Source organism: Nocardia sp. NPDC050793 (assembly GCF_040654065.1).
In the GTDB taxonomy this organism is placed as follows: domain Bacteria; phylum Actinomycetota; class Actinomycetes; order Mycobacteriales; family Mycobacteriaceae; genus Nocardia.
Genome location: NZ_JBFAHG010000002.1, coordinates 857,695 through 879,030, shown reverse-complemented (window position 1 = coordinate 879,030; position 21,336 = coordinate 857,695). Strand labels below are relative to the sequence as shown.

18 protein-coding genes are annotated in these 21,336 nt (G+C 67.7%); 2 read left to right on the top strand and 16 right to left on the bottom strand.

All coding sequences use genetic code 11. The annotated features are described in order from the left end of the window. Positions 1-5: 5 nt before the first annotated feature. From AB0H50_RS09475 to glf, 13 genes are all read right to left on the bottom strand, one after another. A complete protein-coding gene (locus AB0H50_RS09475; RefSeq protein ID WP_357448933.1) occupies positions 6-1,025 on the bottom strand; it encodes an LLM class F420-dependent oxidoreductase in 1,020 nt (339 codons plus the stop codon). Positions 1,026-1,192: 167 nt separating this feature from the next. Beyond that, positions 1,193-2,125, bottom strand: a complete 933-nt coding sequence (locus AB0H50_RS09470) for a cutinase family protein (protein WP_357449401.1) — start codon at positions 2,123-2,125, stop codon at positions 1,193-1,195. A gap of 47 nt (positions 2,126-2,172) precedes the next feature. After that, positions 2,173-2,721, bottom strand: coding sequence for a DUF732 domain-containing protein (locus AB0H50_RS09465; protein ID WP_357448932.1), 549 nt, complete (start codon positions 2,719-2,721; stop codon positions 2,173-2,175). A gap of 101 nt (positions 2,722-2,822) precedes the next feature. Next, on the bottom strand, positions 2,823-4,697 hold the full coding sequence (locus AB0H50_RS09460) for an alpha/beta hydrolase-fold protein (protein WP_357448930.1): 1,875 nt from the start codon (positions 4,695-4,697) through the stop codon (positions 2,823-2,825). A gap of 173 nt (positions 4,698-4,870) precedes the next feature. Then, positions 4,871-5,908, bottom strand: a complete 1,038-nt coding sequence (locus tag AB0H50_RS09455; RefSeq protein WP_357448928.1) for an alpha/beta hydrolase family protein — start codon at positions 5,906-5,908, stop codon at positions 4,871-4,873. A 396-nt stretch (positions 5,909-6,304) separates the two neighbouring features. After that, positions 6,305-7,318, bottom strand: coding sequence for an alpha/beta hydrolase family protein (locus AB0H50_RS09450; RefSeq protein ID WP_357448926.1), 1,014 nt, complete (start codon positions 7,316-7,318; stop codon positions 6,305-6,307). Between the two features lie 320 nt (positions 7,319-7,638). Beyond that, complete coding sequence (locus AB0H50_RS09445; RefSeq protein ID WP_357448924.1) at positions 7,639-8,643, bottom strand: alpha/beta hydrolase family protein; 1,005 nt, start codon at positions 8,641-8,643, stop codon at positions 7,639-7,641. Between the two features lie 453 nt (positions 8,644-9,096). Beyond that, on the bottom strand, positions 9,097-10,092 hold the full coding sequence (locus tag AB0H50_RS09440; RefSeq protein ID WP_357448922.1) for an alpha/beta hydrolase family protein: 996 nt from the start codon (positions 10,090-10,092) through the stop codon (positions 9,097-9,099). Positions 10,093-10,431: 339 nt separating this feature from the next. Beyond that, a complete protein-coding gene (gene zomB / locus AB0H50_RS09435; protein WP_357448920.1) occupies positions 10,432-12,360 on the bottom strand; it encodes a flagellar motor control protein ZomB in 1,929 nt (642 codons plus the stop codon). 4 nt (positions 12,361-12,364) lie between these two features. Continuing rightward, positions 12,365-13,291: a decaprenyl-phosphate phosphoribosyltransferase gene (locus tag AB0H50_RS09430; protein ID WP_357448918.1), complete on the bottom strand. Its 927-nt coding sequence runs from the start codon at positions 13,289-13,291 to the stop codon at positions 12,365-12,367. Positions 13,292-13,365: 74 nt separating this feature from the next. Further along, on the bottom strand, positions 13,366-13,938 hold the full coding sequence (locus AB0H50_RS09425) for a phosphatase PAP2 family protein (protein ID WP_357448916.1): 573 nt from the start codon (positions 13,936-13,938) through the stop codon (positions 13,366-13,368). Further along, positions 13,938-15,869, bottom strand: coding sequence for a glycosyltransferase (locus AB0H50_RS09420; RefSeq protein WP_357448914.1), 1,932 nt, complete (start codon positions 15,867-15,869; stop codon positions 13,938-13,940). Before AB0H50_RS09420 ends, AB0H50_RS09425 begins: the two co-directional genes overlap by 1 nt. Positions 15,870-15,875: 6 nt before the next feature. Continuing rightward, a complete protein-coding gene (gene glf / locus AB0H50_RS09415; RefSeq protein ID WP_357448912.1) occupies positions 15,876-17,102 on the bottom strand; it encodes a UDP-galactopyranose mutase in 1,227 nt (408 codons plus the stop codon). Between the two features lie 209 nt (positions 17,103-17,311). On the opposite strand from glf, the gene AB0H50_RS09410 reads away from it, so the two are divergent. Further along, entirely contained in the window at positions 17,312-18,529 is a 1,218-nt protein-coding gene (locus AB0H50_RS09410; RefSeq protein WP_357448910.1) for a hypothetical protein, read from the top strand. Positions 18,530-18,624: 95 nt separating this feature from the next. Here AB0H50_RS09410 and AB0H50_RS09405 read toward each other — a convergent pair whose 3' ends face one another. Then, a complete protein-coding gene (locus AB0H50_RS09405; protein WP_357448908.1) occupies positions 18,625-19,347 on the bottom strand; it encodes an SDR family oxidoreductase in 723 nt (240 codons plus the stop codon). Between the two features lie 108 nt (positions 19,348-19,455). On the opposite strand from AB0H50_RS09405, the gene AB0H50_RS09400 reads away from it, so the two are divergent. Continuing rightward, positions 19,456-20,082 (top strand): helix-turn-helix domain-containing protein, encoded by a 627-nt coding sequence (locus tag AB0H50_RS09400; RefSeq protein WP_357448906.1) that lies wholly within the window; start codon positions 19,456-19,458, stop codon positions 20,080-20,082. Positions 20,083-20,228: 146 nt separating this feature from the next. Here AB0H50_RS09400 and AB0H50_RS09395 read toward each other — a convergent pair whose 3' ends face one another. Both AB0H50_RS09395 and AB0H50_RS09390 read right to left on the bottom strand, forming a co-directional pair. Further along, positions 20,229-20,747 (bottom strand): hypothetical protein, encoded by a 519-nt coding sequence (locus tag AB0H50_RS09395; RefSeq protein ID WP_357448904.1) that lies wholly within the window; start codon positions 20,745-20,747, stop codon positions 20,229-20,231. Between the two features lie 74 nt (positions 20,748-20,821). After that, on the bottom strand, positions 20,822-21,295 hold the full coding sequence (locus AB0H50_RS09390) for a hypothetical protein (RefSeq protein ID WP_357448903.1): 474 nt from the start codon (positions 21,293-21,295) through the stop codon (positions 20,822-20,824). Between the last annotated feature and the right edge of the window lie 41 nt (positions 21,296-21,336).

Sequence of the window (21,336 nt, the reverse complement as noted above, 5' to 3'; positions counted from 1 at the left end):
CCCGGTCACTCATCCCGCAGCAGGGGTATAACCGGCGCGAACGCGTCCATCTGGGTGGGGAACACCCCGACGTACGACATCGAAGTGAGTTGTCGCACACGACGGATCTGTTCGGCGATCTCCTCGAACGTTCCGATCGCCACGTAGGGCGAATTCAGGATGTCCTCGACCGAGAGCTTGGTGTCCACCTCCAGGTCGGGGTGCAGGCCGCGGTCGATGGCCGAGAGCGCCATTTCGGCGGTCTTCTCCCGATCGTCGGTGATGACGATCGCGGTGATGGCCCAGTTCAGTTCGATCTGGTCGAACCGCTCGCCCGCGGCCTCCTTGATCAGGTTGACCTTCTCGATGGTCTTCTCCATGGTGATGCCGGAGAGCAGACCCTTGCCGTTCTTGGTGGTGACCGGAACGACCGAGATGATGTCGGCGTGCTTGGCGGCCAGGCGCAGCATCTTCGGTCCGCCGCCACCGGTGCAGATCGGCGGGCGCGGGCCCTGCCGCGGACGCGGCGTGCCCTTGATGCCGTTCACCTGGTAGTACTTGCCTTCGAAGGTGCACTCCTGACCGCGCAGCAGCACGTCCAGAATGGTCAGCGCCTCGTCCAGCTTCGCGAGACGCACGCCAGGGGAGTCGTAGACCAAGCCGGCGGCCTGGTACTCGTCCTGCTTCCAGCCCGCGCCGAGACCCACCTCGAGACGGCCCTTCGACAGCACGTCGATGGTGGCCAGGTCCTTGGCGAGCACCACGGGGTGCCGGAAACCATTGGCCAGCACCGAGGTTCCGAGGCGGATCTTCTCGGTGGCCTGAGTCAGTGCGCCGAGGGCGGCGATCGGACCGATCTGGTCACCGAGGTGATCCGGCACGACGAAGGTGTCGAAGCCGTACTCCTCGGCCTGTTGCGCCGTCTGAACGAACTTGCGGGCTCCGCCCTCCTGCTTGTTCCCCTCGCCCGCAGCCGCGAAGCGAAAAGGACGCAACGGGGTGCCCAATGCGGTCAGCTCACCGGCCGGGGCGGCGGCTTGTGTCATGAACTCATGCTCCTGGCTGTAAGGAAATGCGGCGCGAATCCTGCCCCCGATACTCGGGGGTAGTCGCGATCATCAGCGCACTTTACAACGTGCCGACGAACTCACGTGCGTTTGCGGCGGCACCGGATGGCTTAACACACGCCTACGTCGGCGTGGTTTGTGCCATCTCACGAATGCGGCGGCCGAGGGGCTCCCTCGATCAGACCGCTGGCCCAACTCGAAGTCCACTGCGTCGCCGTGGTGCCGTTTCCGTCCACCACGAAACCATTGTAGAGAGCGTGCACCGGGTTCCCGACGGCGCGCACCAGCGTGACCACACTCGGAATCCAGTTCACCGGATTCAGCGCTTGCTGCGGCGAATCACAGATCAGATCGCCCGGGGCGCAGATGGTGTAGGTGCGGTCGGCGAGCGCGCCGAAACCGTCCCGCGGACCGGTCATCGTGATGCCGGGCACCTTCAGGCCCGCCAACGCGACCTCCGCGCCGACGCCGGGCGGCGGCGTGCCGACCGGGATGGCTCCGCCCGCTTCTGGCCCGCCCGCGCGGCGGCCGTCGGCGAGCAGCGCCACGCCGAGCACGCGGTCGGCGGGAACCGGCCCCTTGCCAGCCCCGATCTGCGCGGCGATGTCGCCCGCGATCACCGCGCCCTGCGAGAACCCGGCGATGACATAGGTGGTCAATGGGCATTCACGGGCTCGCTCGGTCATCATGTCGACCATCCGCTGGGTGCCCTCGGAACGGCTGTTGTTGTAGGACTGCTGGCCGTCCGGCGGGATGGCGACCGGGTTCGAGAACTGCGCCACGTACGGCACGGTGTAGACATCGACCCGCTCGGCGGGGAACTGCTGCCGCACCGGCCCGGAGATGTTGAGCATCAGCGACAGCGGATTGGCCGCCGGGTTGTGCGGGTCGTCCGTGCTGCTGGACTCCCACGTGCCCGGCACCGAGATCATCTGCACGTCCGGACAGGTGGCAGGCTGCGAGGTGGGCGGCGGCGTCGGCTCGGGTCCCGGCTTCGGCACCCGCAGCCGTCCGGCCAGCAGGAACCACAACAGGATCACCACGACGACTATCAACGCGATGACCGCGAGAAACACCAGGCACCCCGCCGGGCCTATCCGGCGGGGTCTCGAACCGCGACGCGCACTCACTGGCAGTAGTTCTGCTTGGCCGTCTGGATGTAGATCTGCCCGGCCTGCTCCACCGGCATCTTGGCCGGGTCGAAGGACGGATCGGAACCGGCCATGGCATTGACGAACGTGGTCAGATCAGCCTCGGACGCGCCCGCGGCGACGCCCTGGCAGACGTAGCTGCCGATGCTCAGCGCGATGTCCGGGCTGGACGGGGTCACGCCCTGCGCCTTCAGCGCGTCGAGGAATTTGCGGTCCTTCTCGCTGAGGTTGGAGGTGTCCGCGGGCGGCACCTCGTTGGTCGGCACCGGCTGCGGGCGCTCGGGCGGGACGGTTTCGGCGGGCGGTGCCTGCTCGGGGGCGGGGGCCGGGGTGCTCTGGTGGCCCTCGTGGCCGCTTTCGGCGGGACTGGTCGGCGCGGCAGCGGGCTGTGACGTCACCGTCGTGGTCGGCGCCAGCGTCGGCGTGCTCGTCGCGGTCGAATCGTTGTCACCGCAAGCGGCGAGCAGGCCGGTCGCCGCGATCGCCGCGGCAACGCCCAGTACCTTTCCACGGGTCCGATGCATGAATTTCTGTCCTCGATCTGTCGGCAAGGGGGATCGGTCGCCCCCAGGGTAATGGCAACGACGAGCCGAGTGCCGTCAGTCAGCCGACAGACCGGTCGGAATCAAAGGCCGTGAACCTCCGATTTGCCGTCACGCACCGTGATGAACCCGGCTTGGAAGTTCTGCCGCACGCCGCCGGGAATCGCGAATTCGTCGCTGATCGGATAGCCGAGTTTGCCGTTCTCGAAGCCGACGCTCTGCCAGGCGTCCAGCATCGGTCCGTTGCGGACCGCCCACGCGCCGGACAGCGGACTCCAGTAGACGTTGCCGCCCTCGAATCGGCTGTAGCGACCGAAGTCCTTCAGCGGAAGTTCTTCGTCCGCAGGGAAACCCAGCCAGCTGTTCTCGTAACCCAGCTCGGCGTACTTCACGAGGATCAGGCCCTGCACTCGGTGCACGCCGGTCTTGGCGTTGTAGTAGAACGGGCCGCCTTCGAAGGCCTGCACCGCGCCGTCCTTGTTCGGCGTCTTGACCTCGGGCGCGGTCGGGTAGCCCGCGGGCCCGCGCTCGAAGCCCTGCCTGCCCCATTCGTCGAGGATCGCGCCGCGCACCACTTGGGCGCCGGTCTGTGGCGTCCAATACAGCGAGCCGTGCTGGAACGGCTGGAACCGTCCGCGGCCGTCGGGCAGCGCGCGTTCGCCGCCGGTAGGCAGGCCGAGCGGGCCCGCGGGTCCGTGCGCGGCCTGATAGCCGCCGCCGATCATGCCCGCCACCGCGTGGCCCCCGGTCTCCGGCGAGAAGAACACCCGACCGCCGCGGAAATCCTGCGCGACGCCGCCCGCCACCTGGTACTCCCCGGTGAGGCACTCGCCGAGCCAGCCGTTGGCGGCCACCGCTGCGCCGATCGACTCCGCGGGCGCGCACGCGGGCTTGCCGGACTCGACGCCGAGCGCGGACGCCGCCTGCGGCCAGGACTGCCGCATCTCGAAATCCCAGTACGGCCACGAGTGAGTGCCCGAGGCGCGGTAGTTGACCTGCACCGGAATGGACAACTCGGTCAGCTTGGCGACGAAGTTCTCCGAGGTGAGCCGGGACAGGATCTCCAGGCCCATGCCCGCGTAGTTGGTGCTGATACCGGGAATGCCCGCGGCCGGATCGAACGGCCCGGTCGCGCCGCTGCCGCTGGAGACGTAGAGACTGATGCCCTTCAACCGGTCGGCCAGCGCGTACGGGTCGTGGTTCTCCCACTCCTGGCTGGTCGGCGGGCCCCACATCGCGGCCGAGTCGAAACCGCCCGCCTCGCGCATGGCGTACTCGATGGCCTGGGGCATGCCGAGGGTGGTCGTGGTGAGGAAGCCCGAGTACGAAGCGGCATATTTGGTGAAGCCCGTATTGCGCCCGGCGAGGAACATCGACGCCGTGCCGCCCATCGAAAGACCCTGCATGCCACGCACATCCGTGGCTCGCCACTGGCTCTCCAACAGCGGAGGGAGCTCTTTGGTCAGGAACGTCTCCCACTTGTAGTTCCTGCCGTTGTCCGGCTGCAGCCAGTCGGAGTAGAAGCTGGACTGGCCGCCGATCGGCAGCACCACCGTGACGTTCTTGTCAGCGTAGAAGTCGACGGCGCCCGCGTCCTTGGTCCATCCGCTCTCGTCCTCGGTGGCGCGCAGTCCGTCGAGCATGAAAAGCACGGGGAACCTGGCCTCCGGCCGGGCGTTCCATTCCCTTGCCAGCAGCAGCTGCACCTGCACCGGCGCGCCCATGGACGGTGAGTTAACCCACAGCGACACCCGGAGGTCACCGAGCCAGATCACGTTCTGCACCGAGGCCGGGACGGGCACGGTCGCCGGCTGAGCCGCGACGGGCGTGGTCAGCGGGGTGATTCCGGCGGCGAGGGGTAGCACCAAGGCGGTGGCGAGCAGGGCGAACCGACCGCGCGTCGCGCGTCCGCCGCGGCGACGTACCTTTCCCCGTTTACCACACGCAACTTCAGCCATCAGAGCTTTGTACCCCCGCCCACCTCCCGTTCTCGGTAGACGCGCCCGCAGCAAACCGGGGTGTCTGAATTTTCCAGCTACCCCACGGCGTGTCGGCGGCCCGGCGAAAAAACGACGGCGCCGCCGCTTCTGCGAGGAAGCGGCGGCGCCGTGTCGTTTTCAGTGCGCGGAGATCACCAGGCGCCGGTGGCGTCCAGGATTCCCTTGCGGGAGTTCCACAGCTGGCCCTCCCAGTACTTCCAGGAGTGGGTGCCCGCGGCCGGGAAGTCGAAGAAGGCCGGGATGCCGAGCGAGCCCAAGCGAACCTGGAACGCACGGGTGTTGACCAGCGACAGGGCCTCGAGCGCCATCGCGTTACCGGTGTTGAACAGGCCGACCGGCGAGTTCGGCCGGTCGAACTGACCGGGCAGACCCGACGCCGCCGAGATGTACATCGGCAGGCCCTTCAGCTGCGGCGCGAACACGAACGGGTCCATCCGCAGCCACTGCGGGCTCCACGGCGCGGCCATCGAGTCGACGTTGTAGCGGCCCGCGTCCAGCATCGCGATGCGGATCGCCTCGCGCATGCCCGGCGCGGAGATGTTCAGGTAGCCGGAGTAGGAACCGGCGAACTTGAACTGGTCGCGGTGGTAGGCAGCCAGTGCCAGCGCCGCGCTACCGCCCATGGACAGGCCGATGACCGCGTTGTTGTTCTTGGAGACGCCGTAGCCCGCGAGGAAGTTCGGCAGCTCGTTGGTCAGGAAGGATTCCCACTTGTAGGTGGTCTTCTGACCGTTGGTGTTGCTGGGCGCGTACCAGTCGGCGTAGAAGCTCGACTGACCGCCGACCGGCATCACCAGGGTGATGTTGTCGTTCTTGAACTGGTCCATCGCGTTGGTCTCGAACGACCACGCGTTGCGGTCGTCACGAGCGCGCAGGCCGTCGAGCATGTACAGCGCCGCGTTGCCGCCGCGCGATGCCCACTGAACCTGGACCTTGATCGGGCCCATCTGCGACGGGACCATCAACTCCTCGTAGCCACCCGCGGGCGCGCGCAGCACGGGTGCGTGCGCGGGAGCCGCGGTGGCGACGGTCGGGGAAGCCAGTCCTGCGGCGATCGGAAGCGCCAGTGCAGCCGCACCGACACCCAGAATTCGATGACGCCAACCACGAGGTGCGCCCTGCCGACCCGACTTGACACTCTTCGGCGCGGCGGCCCTGCCGAAACGCATGAATCCTGCTCACTTTCTGCTGTTGCGGTGCCGCCATGCCGAGCCGGCTGGGCGACACCCGTGCTGCCAACGAGACGCGCGTCACATCCATGCCGGTTCCCGACATTCCGGCATCGAGCGACGGCGCTACAACGATCTGGTCACACTTGCGCTCGCAGGAGGATATTCGACGTCCGAATCCTTAGCAAGACTGCGGTCGGCCGGGTGGCCGAAATCCGCCCGCGCACAATCTGTGATTGTGCGGTGACCCTACCGCGTTCCAGTAGTGATGTCGTCCCCGACCGCCGATTTTGTTACGGACTCCAGAAGTGATCCATATCCTCCGCCCACGAAGGATGTCGCGAGCCCACCGAGCTGGACCTCGATCCGGCCCATCCGTAGGTCGAAGTTGTTACGTCATCCAATGTGCGCGCTCATATCGGGCAACATCGCGAGCGCCTGGTCCTGCCAGTAATGCCAGTTGTGCACGCCGATCGCCGGGTAGTCGTAGATCACGTTCGCGCCGCCGAGGCTGTCCATCTTGCTCTGGAAAGCGCGCGTGTTGGCCAGCGCGAGCGTCTCCAGCACCCTGGCGTTGCTGAGGTGATACAGGTCGATCGGAGCATTGATCACGTCGCGCGGACCGCTCTGGCCGCTTCCCGCCGAAATCCAGAGCCGAGTTCCGTTCTGACGCAACAGTTGCGCGAACATGAACGGATCGTGGCGCAGCCAGCGCGGATCCCACGGCGGCCCCCACATGGCGTCGATGTTGAAACCGCCCGCGTCGAGCAGCGCGAGCCGCAATGCCTCGCGCATGCCGGGCGCCGAAATGTTCAGATATCCGGAATACGAACCCGCGTAACGGAATTGGTCGGGGTGATAAGCGGCCAAGGCGAGCGCCGCGCTGCCGCCCATGGACAATCCGAAGACGCCGTTGCCGTTCGGATTGAAACCGAGCCGGTCGCGCAGCGCCCAGCGCAGATTCTCGGTGAGGAACGTTTCCCAGGCGTAGGTGACCGACTGGCCGTTGGTGTTGCTCGGTGCGATCCAGTCCGAATAGAAGCTGGACATGCCGCCGACCGGCATCACCACGTTGATGTTCCACTGCGTGAGGACGCGGGAGATGTCGGTGTCGATCTCCCAGCCGCTCAGGTCGTTGCGTGCGCGCAACCCGTCAAGCGCGTAGACGACGCGCTGGGTGTTGCCGTCGGCGGCGCGGAAGATCCGGTTCTTGATCGGGCCCATGCTGGAGTCGACCCAGAAATCGAAGCCGGCCGGATCGAAACTCGCTGCCGCCGGGGCGCTCAGCCCCGCGCTGGCCGCACCGAAAGGCACCGCGAGCGCGAGTGCCAGACCGGCGACCGAACGCCGTAACCACCGCCGCGGAAAACGTCCCCCGGCAACCGCACCGCTCATGCGTGCAACTCGCATCGACCAGACCTTTCGCCCGCGCGGTCACCGTTGACCGCGATCGTCGTGCACGAGGATCGACACTCGGCGCCGAGAACCGAAGGAGCCAGGTTCCGGCGGTACTGCTCCTCTATATGCGGGTATTCGAAGCGGAAGCACTCGAAACGCGCTGCGATATCGGATCGTGATCAAAACCGGACATCGGCCGGTTCCGGCCCCGCGGGGACGCCTGCCGATGCGGGTCCGATAGCCGTTCGCCCGCCAGCGACCGTTCAGCCAACGCCAGAAAAAGAAAAGGACCGCCCGGAGCCGGGTGGCTCCGAGCGGCCCTCCGGGGTAGCTCAGCCGATGTTCGCGGACAGGTCGGGAAGCATGCGGTTCGCCTCTTCGGCCCAGTTGTTCCAGGCGTGAATGCCGTACGCGGGGAAGGAGTAGACGGCGTTGCCGCCGCCAAGCGTCGCCATGCGAGCCTGGAAGGCCCGGGTGTTGACCAGCGCGAGCGCCTCGAGCCCCATGCCGTTGAGTGTGTTGAAGCTCGGCGAATCGGTCGCGGCGGGCAGGCCGCTGGCCGCGGCCACCCACAGGCGGGTGCCGTTGCGAATCAGGTTGGGAGCGAACACGAACGGGTCCATCCGCAGCCACTGCGGACCCCACGGCGGCGCCATCGAGTCCACGTTGTAGCCGCCCGCGTCGAGCATGGCCACGCGGATCGCCTCGCGCATGCCAGGGGCGGAGTTGTTCAGGTAGCCGGAGTAGGAACCGGCGAAGCTGAACTGATCCGGGTGGTACGCAGCCAGGGTCAGCGCGGCGCTGCCGCCCATCGACAAACCGAAGACGCCGTTGCGGTTCGGGTTGAAACCGAGCCGGTCGCGCAGCGCCGAGCGCAGGTTCTGGGTCAGAAAGGTCTCCCACTGGTACCGGTAGCTCTTACCGGGGCCGCCCGCGAGCACGTTCAACGCGCCGGAGCCGGTGCTGGAGCCGGAACCCGCGGGGATACCGAGTAACTCACTCGGCGCGTTCCAGTCCGCGTAGAAGCTGGACATGCCGCCGACCGGCATCACGACGTTGATGTTCCAGCTGGCCAGGAGTGCGGGGATGCCAGTCTCGATCTCCCAGCCGTTGAGGGTCTCGGGAGCCCGCATGCCGTCGAGGACGTAGACCACGCGGTTGGTGTTGCCGTCGGCCGCGCGCACAATGCGGGACTTGATCGGGCCCATGCCCGAATCGACCCAGAAGTCGAAGGCCGCCGGATCGAAGGCCGCCGAGGCCGTCGCTCCGGTGCCCGCTACGGAAACCCCGAGTGGCGCCAACATCGCGACCGCGACTCCGAGCGCCCACTTGCGCATCCACGATCCGGACTGCGCCGCTGCCGGGCGCCGCCCGTCGGACGCAAAGGCGGCGGAACGCTTACGGGAACGGGGTTTCCAGCGGGCAGTACGCATTCGATTCGACCTTTCCTCGACGACCAGAGGAGGGCAAACAGCAAGCAACTCCACCGGCCACTTCATCGGCATGTGCGGCAGGTGCTCATGTGCGTAGAAGGCACACAAGCAGACCGCCCCTTCCCGTGGCAGGCACTCCTCCAGAGAACCACGACATGGAAACGTTCACCCGCCCATGCTCTCTGCGTATCAATCGGGAACGAATGCTTCTATGTTGCTGGAAAGTGATCCAAGCCACAAGGATTCGCGATTTCCCACCGCTGATTCGTTGTCGAGCCCGCTTGCGGATGACCCGCTCGGCGCACGAAAAAGCCGCCCGGCGCGGTGGCGCCGGGCGGCTTCGGATCGAACGTCGACTCAGCCGATGTTGGCCGAGAGGTCCGGAATCATCCGGTAGACCTCGGACTCCCAGTTCCGCCAGTTGTGGATGCCGACGGGCGGGAAGCTGTAGGTGACGTTGCCTGCGCCGAGCGTCATCATCCGCACCTGGAACGCCCTGGTGTTGACCAGCGCCAGCGCTTCCAGCGGCACACCCTGGACGACGTCCAGCGGCGTGTGCACGTCACCCGCGGCGGGCAGGCCGCTGCCCGCGGCGATCCACAGGCGGGTGTTGTTGGCCTTGAGCTGCGGCGCGAACACGAACGGGTCCATACGCAGCCACTGCGGGCCCCACGGCGGCGCCATCGCGTCGATGTTGTAGCCACCGGCGCTCAGCATCGCCGCGCGCAGCGCCTCGCGCATGCCGGGCGCGGAGACGTTCAGGTAGCCGGAGTAGGAACCGGCGAAGCTGAACTGATTCGGGTGGTATGCCGCCAGCGTCAGCGCGGCGCTGCCGCCCATCGACAAACCGAAGACGCCGTTGCGGTTCGGGTTGAAACCGAGCCGGTCGCGCAGGGCCCAGCGCAGGTTCTCGGTCAGGAAGGTCTCCCACTTGTAGGTGTTGACCTTGCCGAGGGTCTCGTTCCAGCCGGACGAACCGGTCATCGAGGAACCCGAGGACGAGCCGGTGGGGCCCGAGCCGGTCGGAATGCCGAGGAACGTGCTCGGCGCGTTCCAGTCCGCGTAGAAGCTCGACGGACCGCCAACTGGCATGACCACGTTGATGTTCCACTTGCTGAGCTCGCGGGCGACCTCGGTGTCGATCTCCCAGCCGCTCAGGTCACCGCGGGCGCGCATGCCGTCCAGCGCGTACACCACGCGGTTGGTGTTGCCGTCGGCCGCGCGGAAGACGCGCGACTTGATGGGTCCCATGCTGGAGTCGACCCAGAAGTCGAATCCCTCCGGGTTGAACGCCGCGGACGCGGTGGCGCCCTCACCTGCCACCGACGCCCCGAGCGGTAGCACGACTGCCATCGACACCAACACCGACTTCTTGAGCCATCCACCGGCTCTTCGAGCACGCAGGCGACCAGCCCGCGCGTTGCGCCCGATCACGCCTCGCATCTTCGTTTCGGCCTTTCCCTGTATAGGCGACCGGAGAGGGCCGCGACTCGACGGAGACCGCCGGTCTCCGTCCACGACGAGTGGACACCCCGGCGGGCGTACCGGATGAGCCTAACCCGCCATCGATGCCAGGGCGTTATCAAAAAGAGATAAAGCGGTGCACACCACGTTTATGAGAACTTCACCAGAAAGCACGGGGCCCACGGTGATCCGTGGGCCCCGTGTGACTCGAGGGGTCGGCGTGACTCGTCAGTTCGGCGGCTGCGGGAAGGGGTCGACCAGACCGCAGCGCTCGATCTCGTACTTCGGCACCCGATCGATCCGGTACTTGGCGAACGACAGCGCGTTGCGCAGGTTGTGCCGGAATCGCTCGAAGGTCAGCGGATCGCGCGACGAGACCAGCAGCGCCTGCGTGTCCGGGCAGGACATCGCCGTGCGGGCCTGGGTGACCCACTTCTCGTCGAGGTACCAGGGCATCCACGGCTTTCTGTCGACCATGCCCGCATCCACCACGACCCAGTCCGGGTACAGGTTCTTGTCGTGGCCGATGCGGCCGTCGACCAGGCGCTCGGTGTGCGCGGCCAGCGGATAGGCCAGGCCCATCTGGTCGATGACGCGCACGTCGAGCGGGACGTTCATGCTGGTCATGCCGAGATTCAGGAAGTAGACCGTGTGCCCGGCCCCGCCGTCGGGGATGGGCTGCGGCGGCGGCGCGATGTACCAGAACATGAAGGACGGCGAGTTCAGCAGCAGGCCACCGTTGGGCGTCTCCTGGATGTTGTTCACCATGGCCCGGATTCGCGGGTAGTCGAGATAGTCCGACGCCCGGATCGGGTGGTCGTGGCCGGTGTTGAGCACGTAGTAGACGCGCTCGTCGACGATGCCGGACGAGCTGATCTTGGTGCCCGTCTTGATGGCCGTGGTGCCCGAGGCGAACAGCGCCCAGCCGAGCGTGCCGAGCCAGGCGATCAGGATCACCGCGAACGACCAGTTCGCCGCCCGCAGCCCGCCCGCGGGCAGCCGCAGCGGAATCACCGCGACCGGAAGCAGCAGCAGGAACAGCTGCGGAAGCAGCATGCGCCCGTGCATGAAGTCGCCGCCGACCCGCAGCGCGTAGACGGTCAGCAGGAACCCGCTGACCAGCACCAGGGCAACCACAGCGGCGGGCGAGCGCAGCCACGCGCTGAACCGGCGCAACCGTCCCTCCGCCGCGGCGGACTTGTCGCTCGTCGCGGGCGCATCCGTCGCGCGCGCCGCGACGACGCCGCCGATCAACAGCACGAGCAGCGGAATCCACAGGAAGTACGGGCCGACCAGGTCCCACAGGTAGGTGAAGCCCTGGCTCCACTTGGCCCCGCCCGCGTCCTTGGCGACAGCGGTGTTCGGGTAGGGCAGGCCGTAGTAGCCCATCCGCCATATCTGGTAGCTCAGCGGCACCAGGCCCGCCGCGGCGACGATGCCCACGCGCAGGACGATTGGGCGGAACCGGGTCTCCGGCAGCGGAGCGAAGAAGATCATCAGCAACGCCAGCGCGCCGACCAGCGTCATCTCCGGCCGGATCAGCGGAGCGAGTCCGGCGAAGAACACCAGGCCGAACAGCCCGGCGAAGCGCACCCGCTCGGCCTGCGCCCAGCGCAGCATCAGCCACCACAGCGCGCCGAGCCAGCAGATGACCAGGCCGCTCTCCAGACCGGAGGTGGCGTAGTCGCGGGCGGGCGGCACCGCGATGTAGACGAGCGCGCCCGCGGGCAGCAGCAGCGCCGACTTCGTACCGCCCCACAGCCGGGCCGTGCCGAGCATGGCGAACACCATCGCGGCCACCGAGAGCGTCAGCGCGATGCCGAGCACCACATACTCCAGGCGCGCCTGGGTCAGCCAGCTGAAGAACCAGACGATGTAGGTCCACGCCGTGCTGGTGTTGGTCTCGACCCGCTCGTCCATGTTGAACACCGGGCCGTAGCCTGCCAACAGGTTGCGCACGGTGCGCAGCACGATCAGGCCGTCGTCGGCGATCCAGCGCCGCTGCCAGCCGCCGACCGCGAAGAGCGCCGCGGTGAGCGCGATCCCACCGACGAACGTGGCTCGGGATAGGCGCTGGAAAGACGAGGCGGACCGCGCCTGCGCGTTGGCAGTACGTTCCGCCTCGTCTTCAGTTCGCTCCGCTCCCTCTACCAACATCTCGTCAGGTGAGATAGACAGCGACACCTACCGCTCCGATCCAGGCGATTGCGAGGAACTGGAGGACGCGATCCCCCAGCGCGATCTCTTCGGGCTCTCCGGCCTCGCCACCGTCGACGTCGACCGCGTAACGCAGGATTGCGATGGTAAACGGGATCATCGAGACGGCGAACCAGGTGGTGTCGTTTGCTCGATCCTGCTCGAAGGCCCACAGCCCGTAGAACACCACGACGGCGGTGGCCGCGAGCGTCCAGATGAAGCGCAGGTAGGTGGGCGTGTAGTACTCCAGCGACTTGCGGATCTTGGCGCCGGTACCCAACGCGATCTGCAGTTCGGCGTAGCGCTTGCCCGCCGCCATGAACAGCGAACCGAACGCCATGATCAGCAGGAACCACTGCGAGAGCGGGATGGCCGCGGCCGCGCCACCCGCGACGGCGCGCAGCAGGAAGCCGCTGGACACGATGCAGATGTCCAGCACCGCTTGGTGCTTGAGCCCGAAGCAGTAGGCCAGCTGGATGACGATGTAGACCGCCATCACCACCGCCAGCTGCCAGGCCGCGAGGAACGAGCCGATGATCGAGCCGATCAGCAGCACCGCGGACAGGCCGAAGGCCAGGTTTATCGGGACGATGCCCGCCGCGATGGGGCGGAACCGCTTGGTCGGGTGGGCCCGGTCGGCCTCCACGTCCAGCGCGTCGTTGACCAGGTAGATGCCCGAGGCCGCCATGCAGAACACCACGAAGGCGACGCCGACGTGGGCGAGCACGTCGATCTCGGTCACCGAGCCCGCGGCGAGCGGGGCAGCGAGCACGAGGACGTTCTTGACCCACTGACGCGGCCGGACAGCCTTGATCAGACCGCCCGCCAGCGTCTTCGGCGGACCCTTGACAACGGCCTCGGCCAGATCGGCGCCGGTCGGCTCTTCACTCATGTCAACCAAGGCCTTTTCTTGTGCGAACTGTGTTTGATTTGCGGCGCTCCCGGTGCCCTGCATGGTTACGCAAGCTACCTCCTCCGGGCCCGTCGCTCGCGCCGCGGGTCGAGTCTCTTTTCGGCGGCTAGCAGGGCAGCGGCGGACGCGGCACCGAGCGCGGATCCGGCGAGCACGTCGGAGGGATAGTGCACCCCGAGTACGACTCGGGAGAGCAACATCGGTGGGACGAGCACCGCAGGCAAGGGTAGCCCGGTGAGTCTGCCGAGCAACACCGCAGCCGCCGTCGTGGAGGTGGCATGCGAGGAGGGGAAGCTCAGCTTGCTCGGCGTCCCCACGTTGACCTGCACCGACGGATCGTTGGGGCGCGGGCGCCTGACCACGCGCTTGATCACGATGGAGGCCGCGTGCGCGCCGACCGCGCCCACCGCGACCCCCGCCCACTGCCGCCGCCGCGGCTTGTCGAGCAACCATCCGGCCGCCGCGATGCCGACCCAACCGAGCGCGTGCTCACCGAAGTGCGACATGCCGCGCGCGGCCGAGACGACCGTCGGATTGGTGCCGATGCTCGACTGCACGGCGTTGATGATCGCGACCTCCGGCGGCCGGGTGGCCGAATCCTGGAGGCTCGGGTTGACCGCACTCACTACTTGTTTCCGTTCTGGTCGATGCCGAATGCCTTCTCCCAGGCCGCGGTGCTGGTGAGCCGCGGGTGCGCGGCGCGGTAGCGCTGCTGCATCTCGGGGAAGCGGGCCGCGAGTTCCTTGCGCAGCCGCATGGCCTCCTTGAACAGGGCCAAGGCTTGGCGCGGGTCGCGCTTGCGGTAGACGACGCCGCGGCCGTCGGCCGTCGTGACGGTGACGCCGTCGACCTGCGAGAGCAGGAACCAGCGCGCGTCCAGCGTCGGCACGTTCAGCTGCGGGGTCTCGTGGTGTTCGGTGTGCGCCGGGCGCAGGTTGTGCACCACGCCCTTGGCCAGCCGGACGACCTTCGCGATCGGGTTCGGCGGCTCGCCCACCGCGCCGACGCCGATATGGCTGGCCAGCGGCAGGTCGGTGGAGGAGGGCAGGATCACCGCGTCCGGGTACTGCTTGCGCAGTGCGTGGACCGCGCCGAGCGCGCTCGGCAGCAGCTGGAACAGCCGCTCCGGGCCCGCGAGGAAGTCGCGGATGGCGAGGTTCTGGACCGCCACCGTCGAGTACTCCAGGCAGAGTAGGTGCTTGAGCGTGGCCTTGACGGTGTTGACGATCATGCCGCGCCCGTCGCCCGGCATGTGCAGCGAGGCGACCACCAGGCGGTTGCGCAGGTGGAAGTACGCCTGCCAGTCGATGGCGTCGTCCTTGTCGCTCCACGCCATGTGCCAGACCGCGGCGCCGGGCAGCGTGACGGTCGGGTAGCCGGCGTCGCGGGCGCGCAGGCCGTATTCGGCGTCGTCCCACTTCAGGAACAGCGGCAGCGGCTGGCCCAGCTCCTCGGCGACCTGGCGTGGGATCACGCAGGTCCACCAGCCGTTGAAGTCGACGTCGATGCGCCGGTGCAGCAGCTTGGAGTTGTCGCGGTCGCGCAGCGGGTACTTGGAGAAATCGTGGTCGTATTCGACGTTGGGCGCCGCCGTCCACATGAAGATGCTCCGGTCGACCACCTCGCCCATGACGTGCAGGTGCGAGCGCTCCTGGAGGTTGAGCATCTGCCCGCCGACCAGCACCGGCGACTTGCTGAACCGGGAGAAGGCCAGCGCGCGCAGGATCGAGTCGGGCTCGATCTCGATGTCGTCGTCCATGTAGACGATGTACTGGGCGTCGGTGGTCTTCAGCGCCTCGTACATGACCCGGCTGTAACCGCCGGAGCCGCCCAGGTTGGGCTGGTCGTGGATGGCGAGCCGGTCGCCGAGCACCGCGGCCGCCTCCGCGAAACCGGGCTCGTCGACGACCTTCTTGGTGCCCTGGTCCGGGATGATGACGGCCTTGATCTTCTCCAGCACCAGCGGGTCGGAGCCGAGGGCGCCGAGGGTCTTCACCGCGTCGGTGGGCCGGTTGAAGGTGGGCATGCCGACCGCGATGCTGCCGTCGCCCGGCGCCTCGATCGGCGCGTACCAGCCGCCGGAGAGCAGCGTGACCGCCGTGTCGGTGGTGATGTCGAACCAGATCCAGCCGCCGTCCTCGAACGGTGCCAGGTCGGTTTCGAACTCCACGGTGGTCGAGTCGGCGCCCGATGCGACGGCGAACTCGCTGCCCTGTACGTGAATTCGCGAGCCGTCGGCCTTGGAGCGATACATGTCGACCCGGCCGTGCCCGGCCAGCTCCAGCCGCAGCACCACCGAGGTCAGCACGCTCCAGCGGCGCCAGTAGCTGGCAGGCAGCGCGTTGAAGTAGGTGCAGAACGAGACCTCGGACTCCGCGCCGATGGACAGCGAGGTGCGGGTGGTCGCGTGTGCCCGCTTGGCGTTGGTCGCCGATTCCTCCAGGTAGAGGGTGCGCACGTCGAGGGGCTCACCCGGCCGGGGCAGGATGATGCGCTGCAGCAGCGATTTCGCGCGGGTCTCGGTCGTCATGTCTTCCAGCATCGGTGAAGAGGTCATTCTCGACTACGCCTCCTGATCCACGAGAGGCGCGCCCGACTCCAGATGCGGCCGGAGCACATTGTCGAACATGCTCAGCGCGGAGCCGATGGCCATGTGCATGTCCAGGTACTGGTAGGTGCCGAGGCGGCCACCGAAAAGCACCTTCGCCGAGGCGGTTTCCTGCTTGGCGCGCTCGCGGTAGGCGAGCAGCTTGGCGCGGTCCTCAGGCGTGTTGATCGGGTAGTACGGCTCGTCGCCGGTCTGCGCGAAACGGGAGTACTCGCGCATGATCACCGTCTTGTCGGTGGGGTACTCGCGCTCGGGGTGGAAGTGGCGCGGCTCGATGATGCGGGTGTACGGCACATCCGCGTCGTTGTAGTTCATCACCGAGGTGCCCTGGTAGTCACCGGTTTCGAGCACTTCGGTCTCGAAGTCGATGGTGCGCCAACCGAGTTCGCCCTCGCTGTAGTCGAAGTAGCGGTCCAGCGCGCCGGTGTAGACCACGGGAGCGTCGGGGTTCTGGGCGCGCAGCTCGTCGCGCACCTCGAACCAGTCGGTGTCCAGCCGGACCTCGATGAGTTCGGAGGCGGCCATGTTCTCCAGCCACTTCGTGTATCCCTGGGCCGGCAGGCCCTCGAAGGTGTCGTTGAAGTAGCGGTTGTCGAAGTTGTAGCGCACCGGAAGACGGGTGATGTTGCCCGCGGGCAGTTCCTTGGGGTCGGTCTGCCACTGCTTGGCGGTGTAGTCGCGGACGAACGCCTCGTAGAGCGGGCGGCCGATCAGCGAGATGGCCTTCTCCTCGAGGTTCTGCGCGTCCTTGGTCTCGACCTCGGCGGCCTGCTCGGCGATCAGCGCGCGCGCCTCGGCGGGCGTGAAGTAACGGCCGAAGAACTGCGAGATCAGGCCGAGACCCATCGGGAACTGGTAGGCCTGCCCCTTGTGCATCGCGAACACCCGGTGCTGGTAGCCGGTGAACTCGGTGAACTGCGTGACGTAGTCCCATACCTTCTTGTTCGAGGTGTGGAACAGGTGCGCACCGTATTTGTGGATCTCGATCCCGGTTTCCGGTTCCGGCTCCGAGTAGGCGTTGCCGCCGAGGTGATAGCGGCGATCTAGCACCAGCACGCGTTTGCCGAGGACATTGGCGGCGCGTTCGGCAATGGTCAGCCCGAAGAATCCGGAGCCGACGACGATCAGATCGAACTGGGTGGAGGGGGCGGCGGAGTTACCGGGGGACGATGCGACGGTCACGGGAGCCCAGAGTATCGGAAGTCCGTGCGCGGTCCGGGGGGAAGGCGGCTGGGGACCGTGGCAACCGGAATTTCCCGCGTTGTTCGCCGAAACGGCTACGTGGCGGCCATGAAGGCGCTATTACATATGCAGCCGAACTAAACAACCGTCCAGTTTTCCCGCGTTGGTCCATCACCGCACCAACGATCGACCGACCGGAGTGGCTCGCCATGCGTATCCCGCGCCTCCTCGCCCCGCTGACTGGCGCACTCGCCTTGTGCGCAGTCCTGGGCACCAGCGTCCTGATCCCCGCCACCGCCCGCGCCGACGACGATTCCCTCGCCGCGACGCCCGTCACCGACGGCGCCGCGCTCTGCGTCACCGGCGCGCCCACCTTCGATGACGTGGTCACCGCGGCCGCGAGCGCCGTGCGCACGCTCGTCCCGGCAGAGCAGGTCGCGGGATACGACCGCCAGGTCGCCGACTTCCGCGCCACCATCGCCGCCGTACGGGTGCACCGCGACGGTCTGCCCAAACAGCCGGCCGAGGTGGGCGAGCGGCCGGAATTCCTCGACGATCCGATCGTCACCTACCTGGTCAACGGCCTGGACGCGGTGCGCACCGGGCGCATTCACGAGACCATGTCGGTCTCCCAGCTCACCGTGAACGACGCCATCGAGGTGTTCGTGCTGGCGACCAGGATCGTGAAGATCCCGGCCCAGCTGGCCGCCAGCCTGGTGCCCACCGCGGGCTTCTTCCTCAAACCGATCGTCGGCGCGATGTTCAACGGTGTGAAAGCGGTGACGCGCAAGGTGCAGGAGTTCATCGCGGCCAACTGCGCCGCGCCGAACGCCTACCCGCGGCTCGAGCTGGACGAATACCCGATCGAGCGTGTCGAACTGCCCGCACCGCTGATCGACCTGGCCAACGCCCTTGTGCGCGCCGACGGCACCTGCACCCCGCTGGCCGAGCTCACCACCGCCGCCCTCGTCGAACGCACCAGGACTTATCTCGACGCCGCCGACCTGCCGCTGGACCGTCCCGCGATGCACGCCGCCGCCGACTCGGTGCAGGCGTTCCTGAGCGAGAACCGGGTCGCCGAACTGGCGCTGCTGCGCCGCACCGAGGAGCTCGGCCCGCTGGTGCACGCCATCGACTACGGACCGCTGACCTTCCTCACCAACCTCGGCTTCAGCCTCTATGAGGGCCGCGCGCTGAACACCGTGCCGCTCGCCGAGGTGCGCGTCGAGCACGCGTTCGACCTGGCCACCCTCACCCTCGACATCACCAGCCTCTTGCTCACCGCGGGCAACATGGCCCTCGGCTTCACCGGCGTGGCCTCCAGCGTGACGACACCGCTCTCGATCGTCCAAACGCTGGCCTTCTCCCCCGCCGCCTACGGCGCACCGATCCTCAAAGGCGTCATGCAGTCCATGTGCGCGGCCTGAGGTTCGCCTTCACAGAGGGTTCGTACGCTTCGCAGAGGTTGCAGGGGGTGCGAAGCGTACGAAAGGTCTGTGAAGTCGGTGTGCGGTGGGCCGCGTCAGGCGGGGAAGCCGACGTCGAGTTCGTCGTGGGTGCGGTCGGTGTACATGCGCCAATAGTGGTCGCCCAGTTCGGCGTTGGTGATGCGTGGGAGTTCGATGCCGGGCGGTACCAGTTCGGGGTGTTCGTCGACCAGGCGTTCGGCCTTGCTGTTGCCGATCAGCGCGCCGATGTTGAGCAGGCCCGCGTAGACGCCGGTGCCGCGCAGTTCGGCGTGCAGCTGACGAACGTAGGCGCGCTGCGCGGCCAGGGCGACGCCGAAGTTGGCCAGGTAGGGCAGCAGGTGACGCTCGGACGAGCCCGAGGAGAACAGCAGCGCGCCGTCGCCGCGCTCGATCATCGCGGGGGCCAGCGCGCGGGTCAGCAGGATCGGCGAGTGCAGCTTCAGCGTGATCGGGATGGACAGGGCCGCCACGTCCACCTCGAGGGTGGACGGGGTGCGGGCGGAGGGGTCGGCCGCCGCACCGTGCACCGCGACATCGATTGGGCCGAGTGTCGCGGTGATGTCGTCGATGGCTTTCTGGAGTTGACCCGCGTCGGTGACGTCCGCGGCGAAGGCGGCCGCCTCGATGCCTTCCGCAGTGAGATGGTCGGCGTTGCGGCTCGCGCGTTCCGCGTCGCGGCCGACGATCGCGACGCGGAAGCCCTCCTTGCCGAAGCGCCTCGCGGTGCCGACGCCGAGGCCAGGCCCGTAGCCGAATATCGCGATGGTTCTGGTCATTTCACCCGTCCTAGCTAAGTTGAGTGCCTGTTCAAGTTAAACCGGCGCCAGCATTAACTTGAACCTATGCTCGAGATATTCCCGATCGGAGATTTGTAGGATCGGCCGGTGCCCGAGGACAAGCCGTTACGCAGCGACGCCCGCCGCAACCGGGACGCGTTGGTGACGGCGGCACGGCAGGTGTTCACCGAGCGCGGGCTCGACGCCCCGCTCAAGGAGGTCGCCGCACGGGCAGGCGTCGCCATCGGAACCCTCTACAACCGCTTCCCCACCCGCGACGACCTCATCGCGGCCGCCGTAGAAGACCGCCTCGAAGCGGGGAGCCGCATCGCCGAACAGGCGCGCGAGATCGACGACCCCTGGGACTCATTCGCCTACCTGGTCGAAAAGGTCTGCGAACTCCAGGCTTCCGACCGGCTGCTCAGCGACCTCGCCCTGCGCGCCGCGCCAAGCCCCGCCGTCGCACGCGCCCAGGAGTACGGCCACGAAGTGATGCGTGAAATCATCACCCGCGCACAGCAAGCAGGCGTTCTGCGCACCGACTGGGTGCTCGAGGACATCGCGTTCATCACTTGGTCGCACACCCGCGTCCTGGAAGCCACCGCCCACATCGCCCCCGATGCCTGGCGCCGCAACCTCGCCCTCACCCTCGACGGCCTCCGCGCCCCCGCCGCCCATCCCCTCCCCGTCCCTCCGATCACCGAAGCCCAACTGATGCAAGCACTTCGGAAGTGACTGCCGCTGCGGAGGGTCGTCGTCGCGGGCCCGGGCGATAGCGGCATCGGCGGCTGCACAGGCGATACCCCGGCTGCTGGTACAGGTAGCCCATCGGGGACCTTATCGGTGGCGGGCCGCCGCGCAAGGACCGCGGGGCGGCACGCTCACTGCGAGCGACGCGCCGACAGCGCGGCGAGGCCCGAAATGACCACGGGCAGTGCCAGTCCCGTGAGGTTCGGCAGCCAGTCGCCGTGCACCATCGCCGTCACGGTGCCGACCAGGCCCGCGGTCGACGTGGCGATGTCCACCCCGACACCGCCTTGCTCGGCCCAGTGGATGCCGTACTCGGAGTCGTAGCCGAACAGCCCGGCGAGCAGTCCGGCGATCCCGACAGCCGTCCATACGCCAGCGGCGACGAGCACCGTGAAGCGCCCGTCCTCGTCGCCGCGGAGGGTCAGGGCGGAGCCGTAGCCGAGCGCACACACCAGCAGCAGGGTGCCGAGCGCGGTCGAGACTGCGAGCGAGTTGTCGTAGTGTCCCGTGTCGCCGAAGAAACCGAAGCCGAGGACGAGCAGCCCGACCAGGTTCGCCGCCGCGCCGATGGCCGCGAACAGCGCGACGGCGGTCGCGAGCGTCCCGGGCTCGGCCTGCCGAGTGCCCGAACTCTCCTGGCTGTAGAGCATGCGTCTTGCCCCTCCGATTCGGTCGGTCGAACACATAAAGTATGCGCACGGATTGCCCCGCGCGCGGCGATCGGTCAGCGCGGCGCCCGGCCCGCCGCGATCCACTCCCCCGTCGCACCGAGAGAAGCCAGCGTCAGGATCCCGACCTGGAAGAACCCGCCAATCAGCGCGTCACGCTGACCGACCGCCGGACCGAAACCCGCGGCCGTGAAACCGGCAAGCGCGAGTACTGCCGCCACCCCGATCACGATGACCCGCCCGGCCGTCTTCCGCCGGAACAACAGCACTCCACCGGTGAAATAGAGCAGTCCGATGGACGCGATCACCGCGCCGAGCACATACCCGGCCGAACCAACGGCATCGGTGCGTTCGCCGGGGACCAGCCACGGGATTGCCGCGAAGCCTCCGATGCCGCCCACCAGCATCGCCAGCACCGCCGCAGTTTTCGCGGTCGCTCCGCTCGGCTGTGGCGCGGGGCCGAAATCCGCCGGGGCCGACTCCAATTCGTCGGCAACTGGTTCTTTTCGACCGGCTTCCTGCTCGTGCACGCGTCATCCCTCCCGCTTCGAGCGAACCCATGATCATGCAC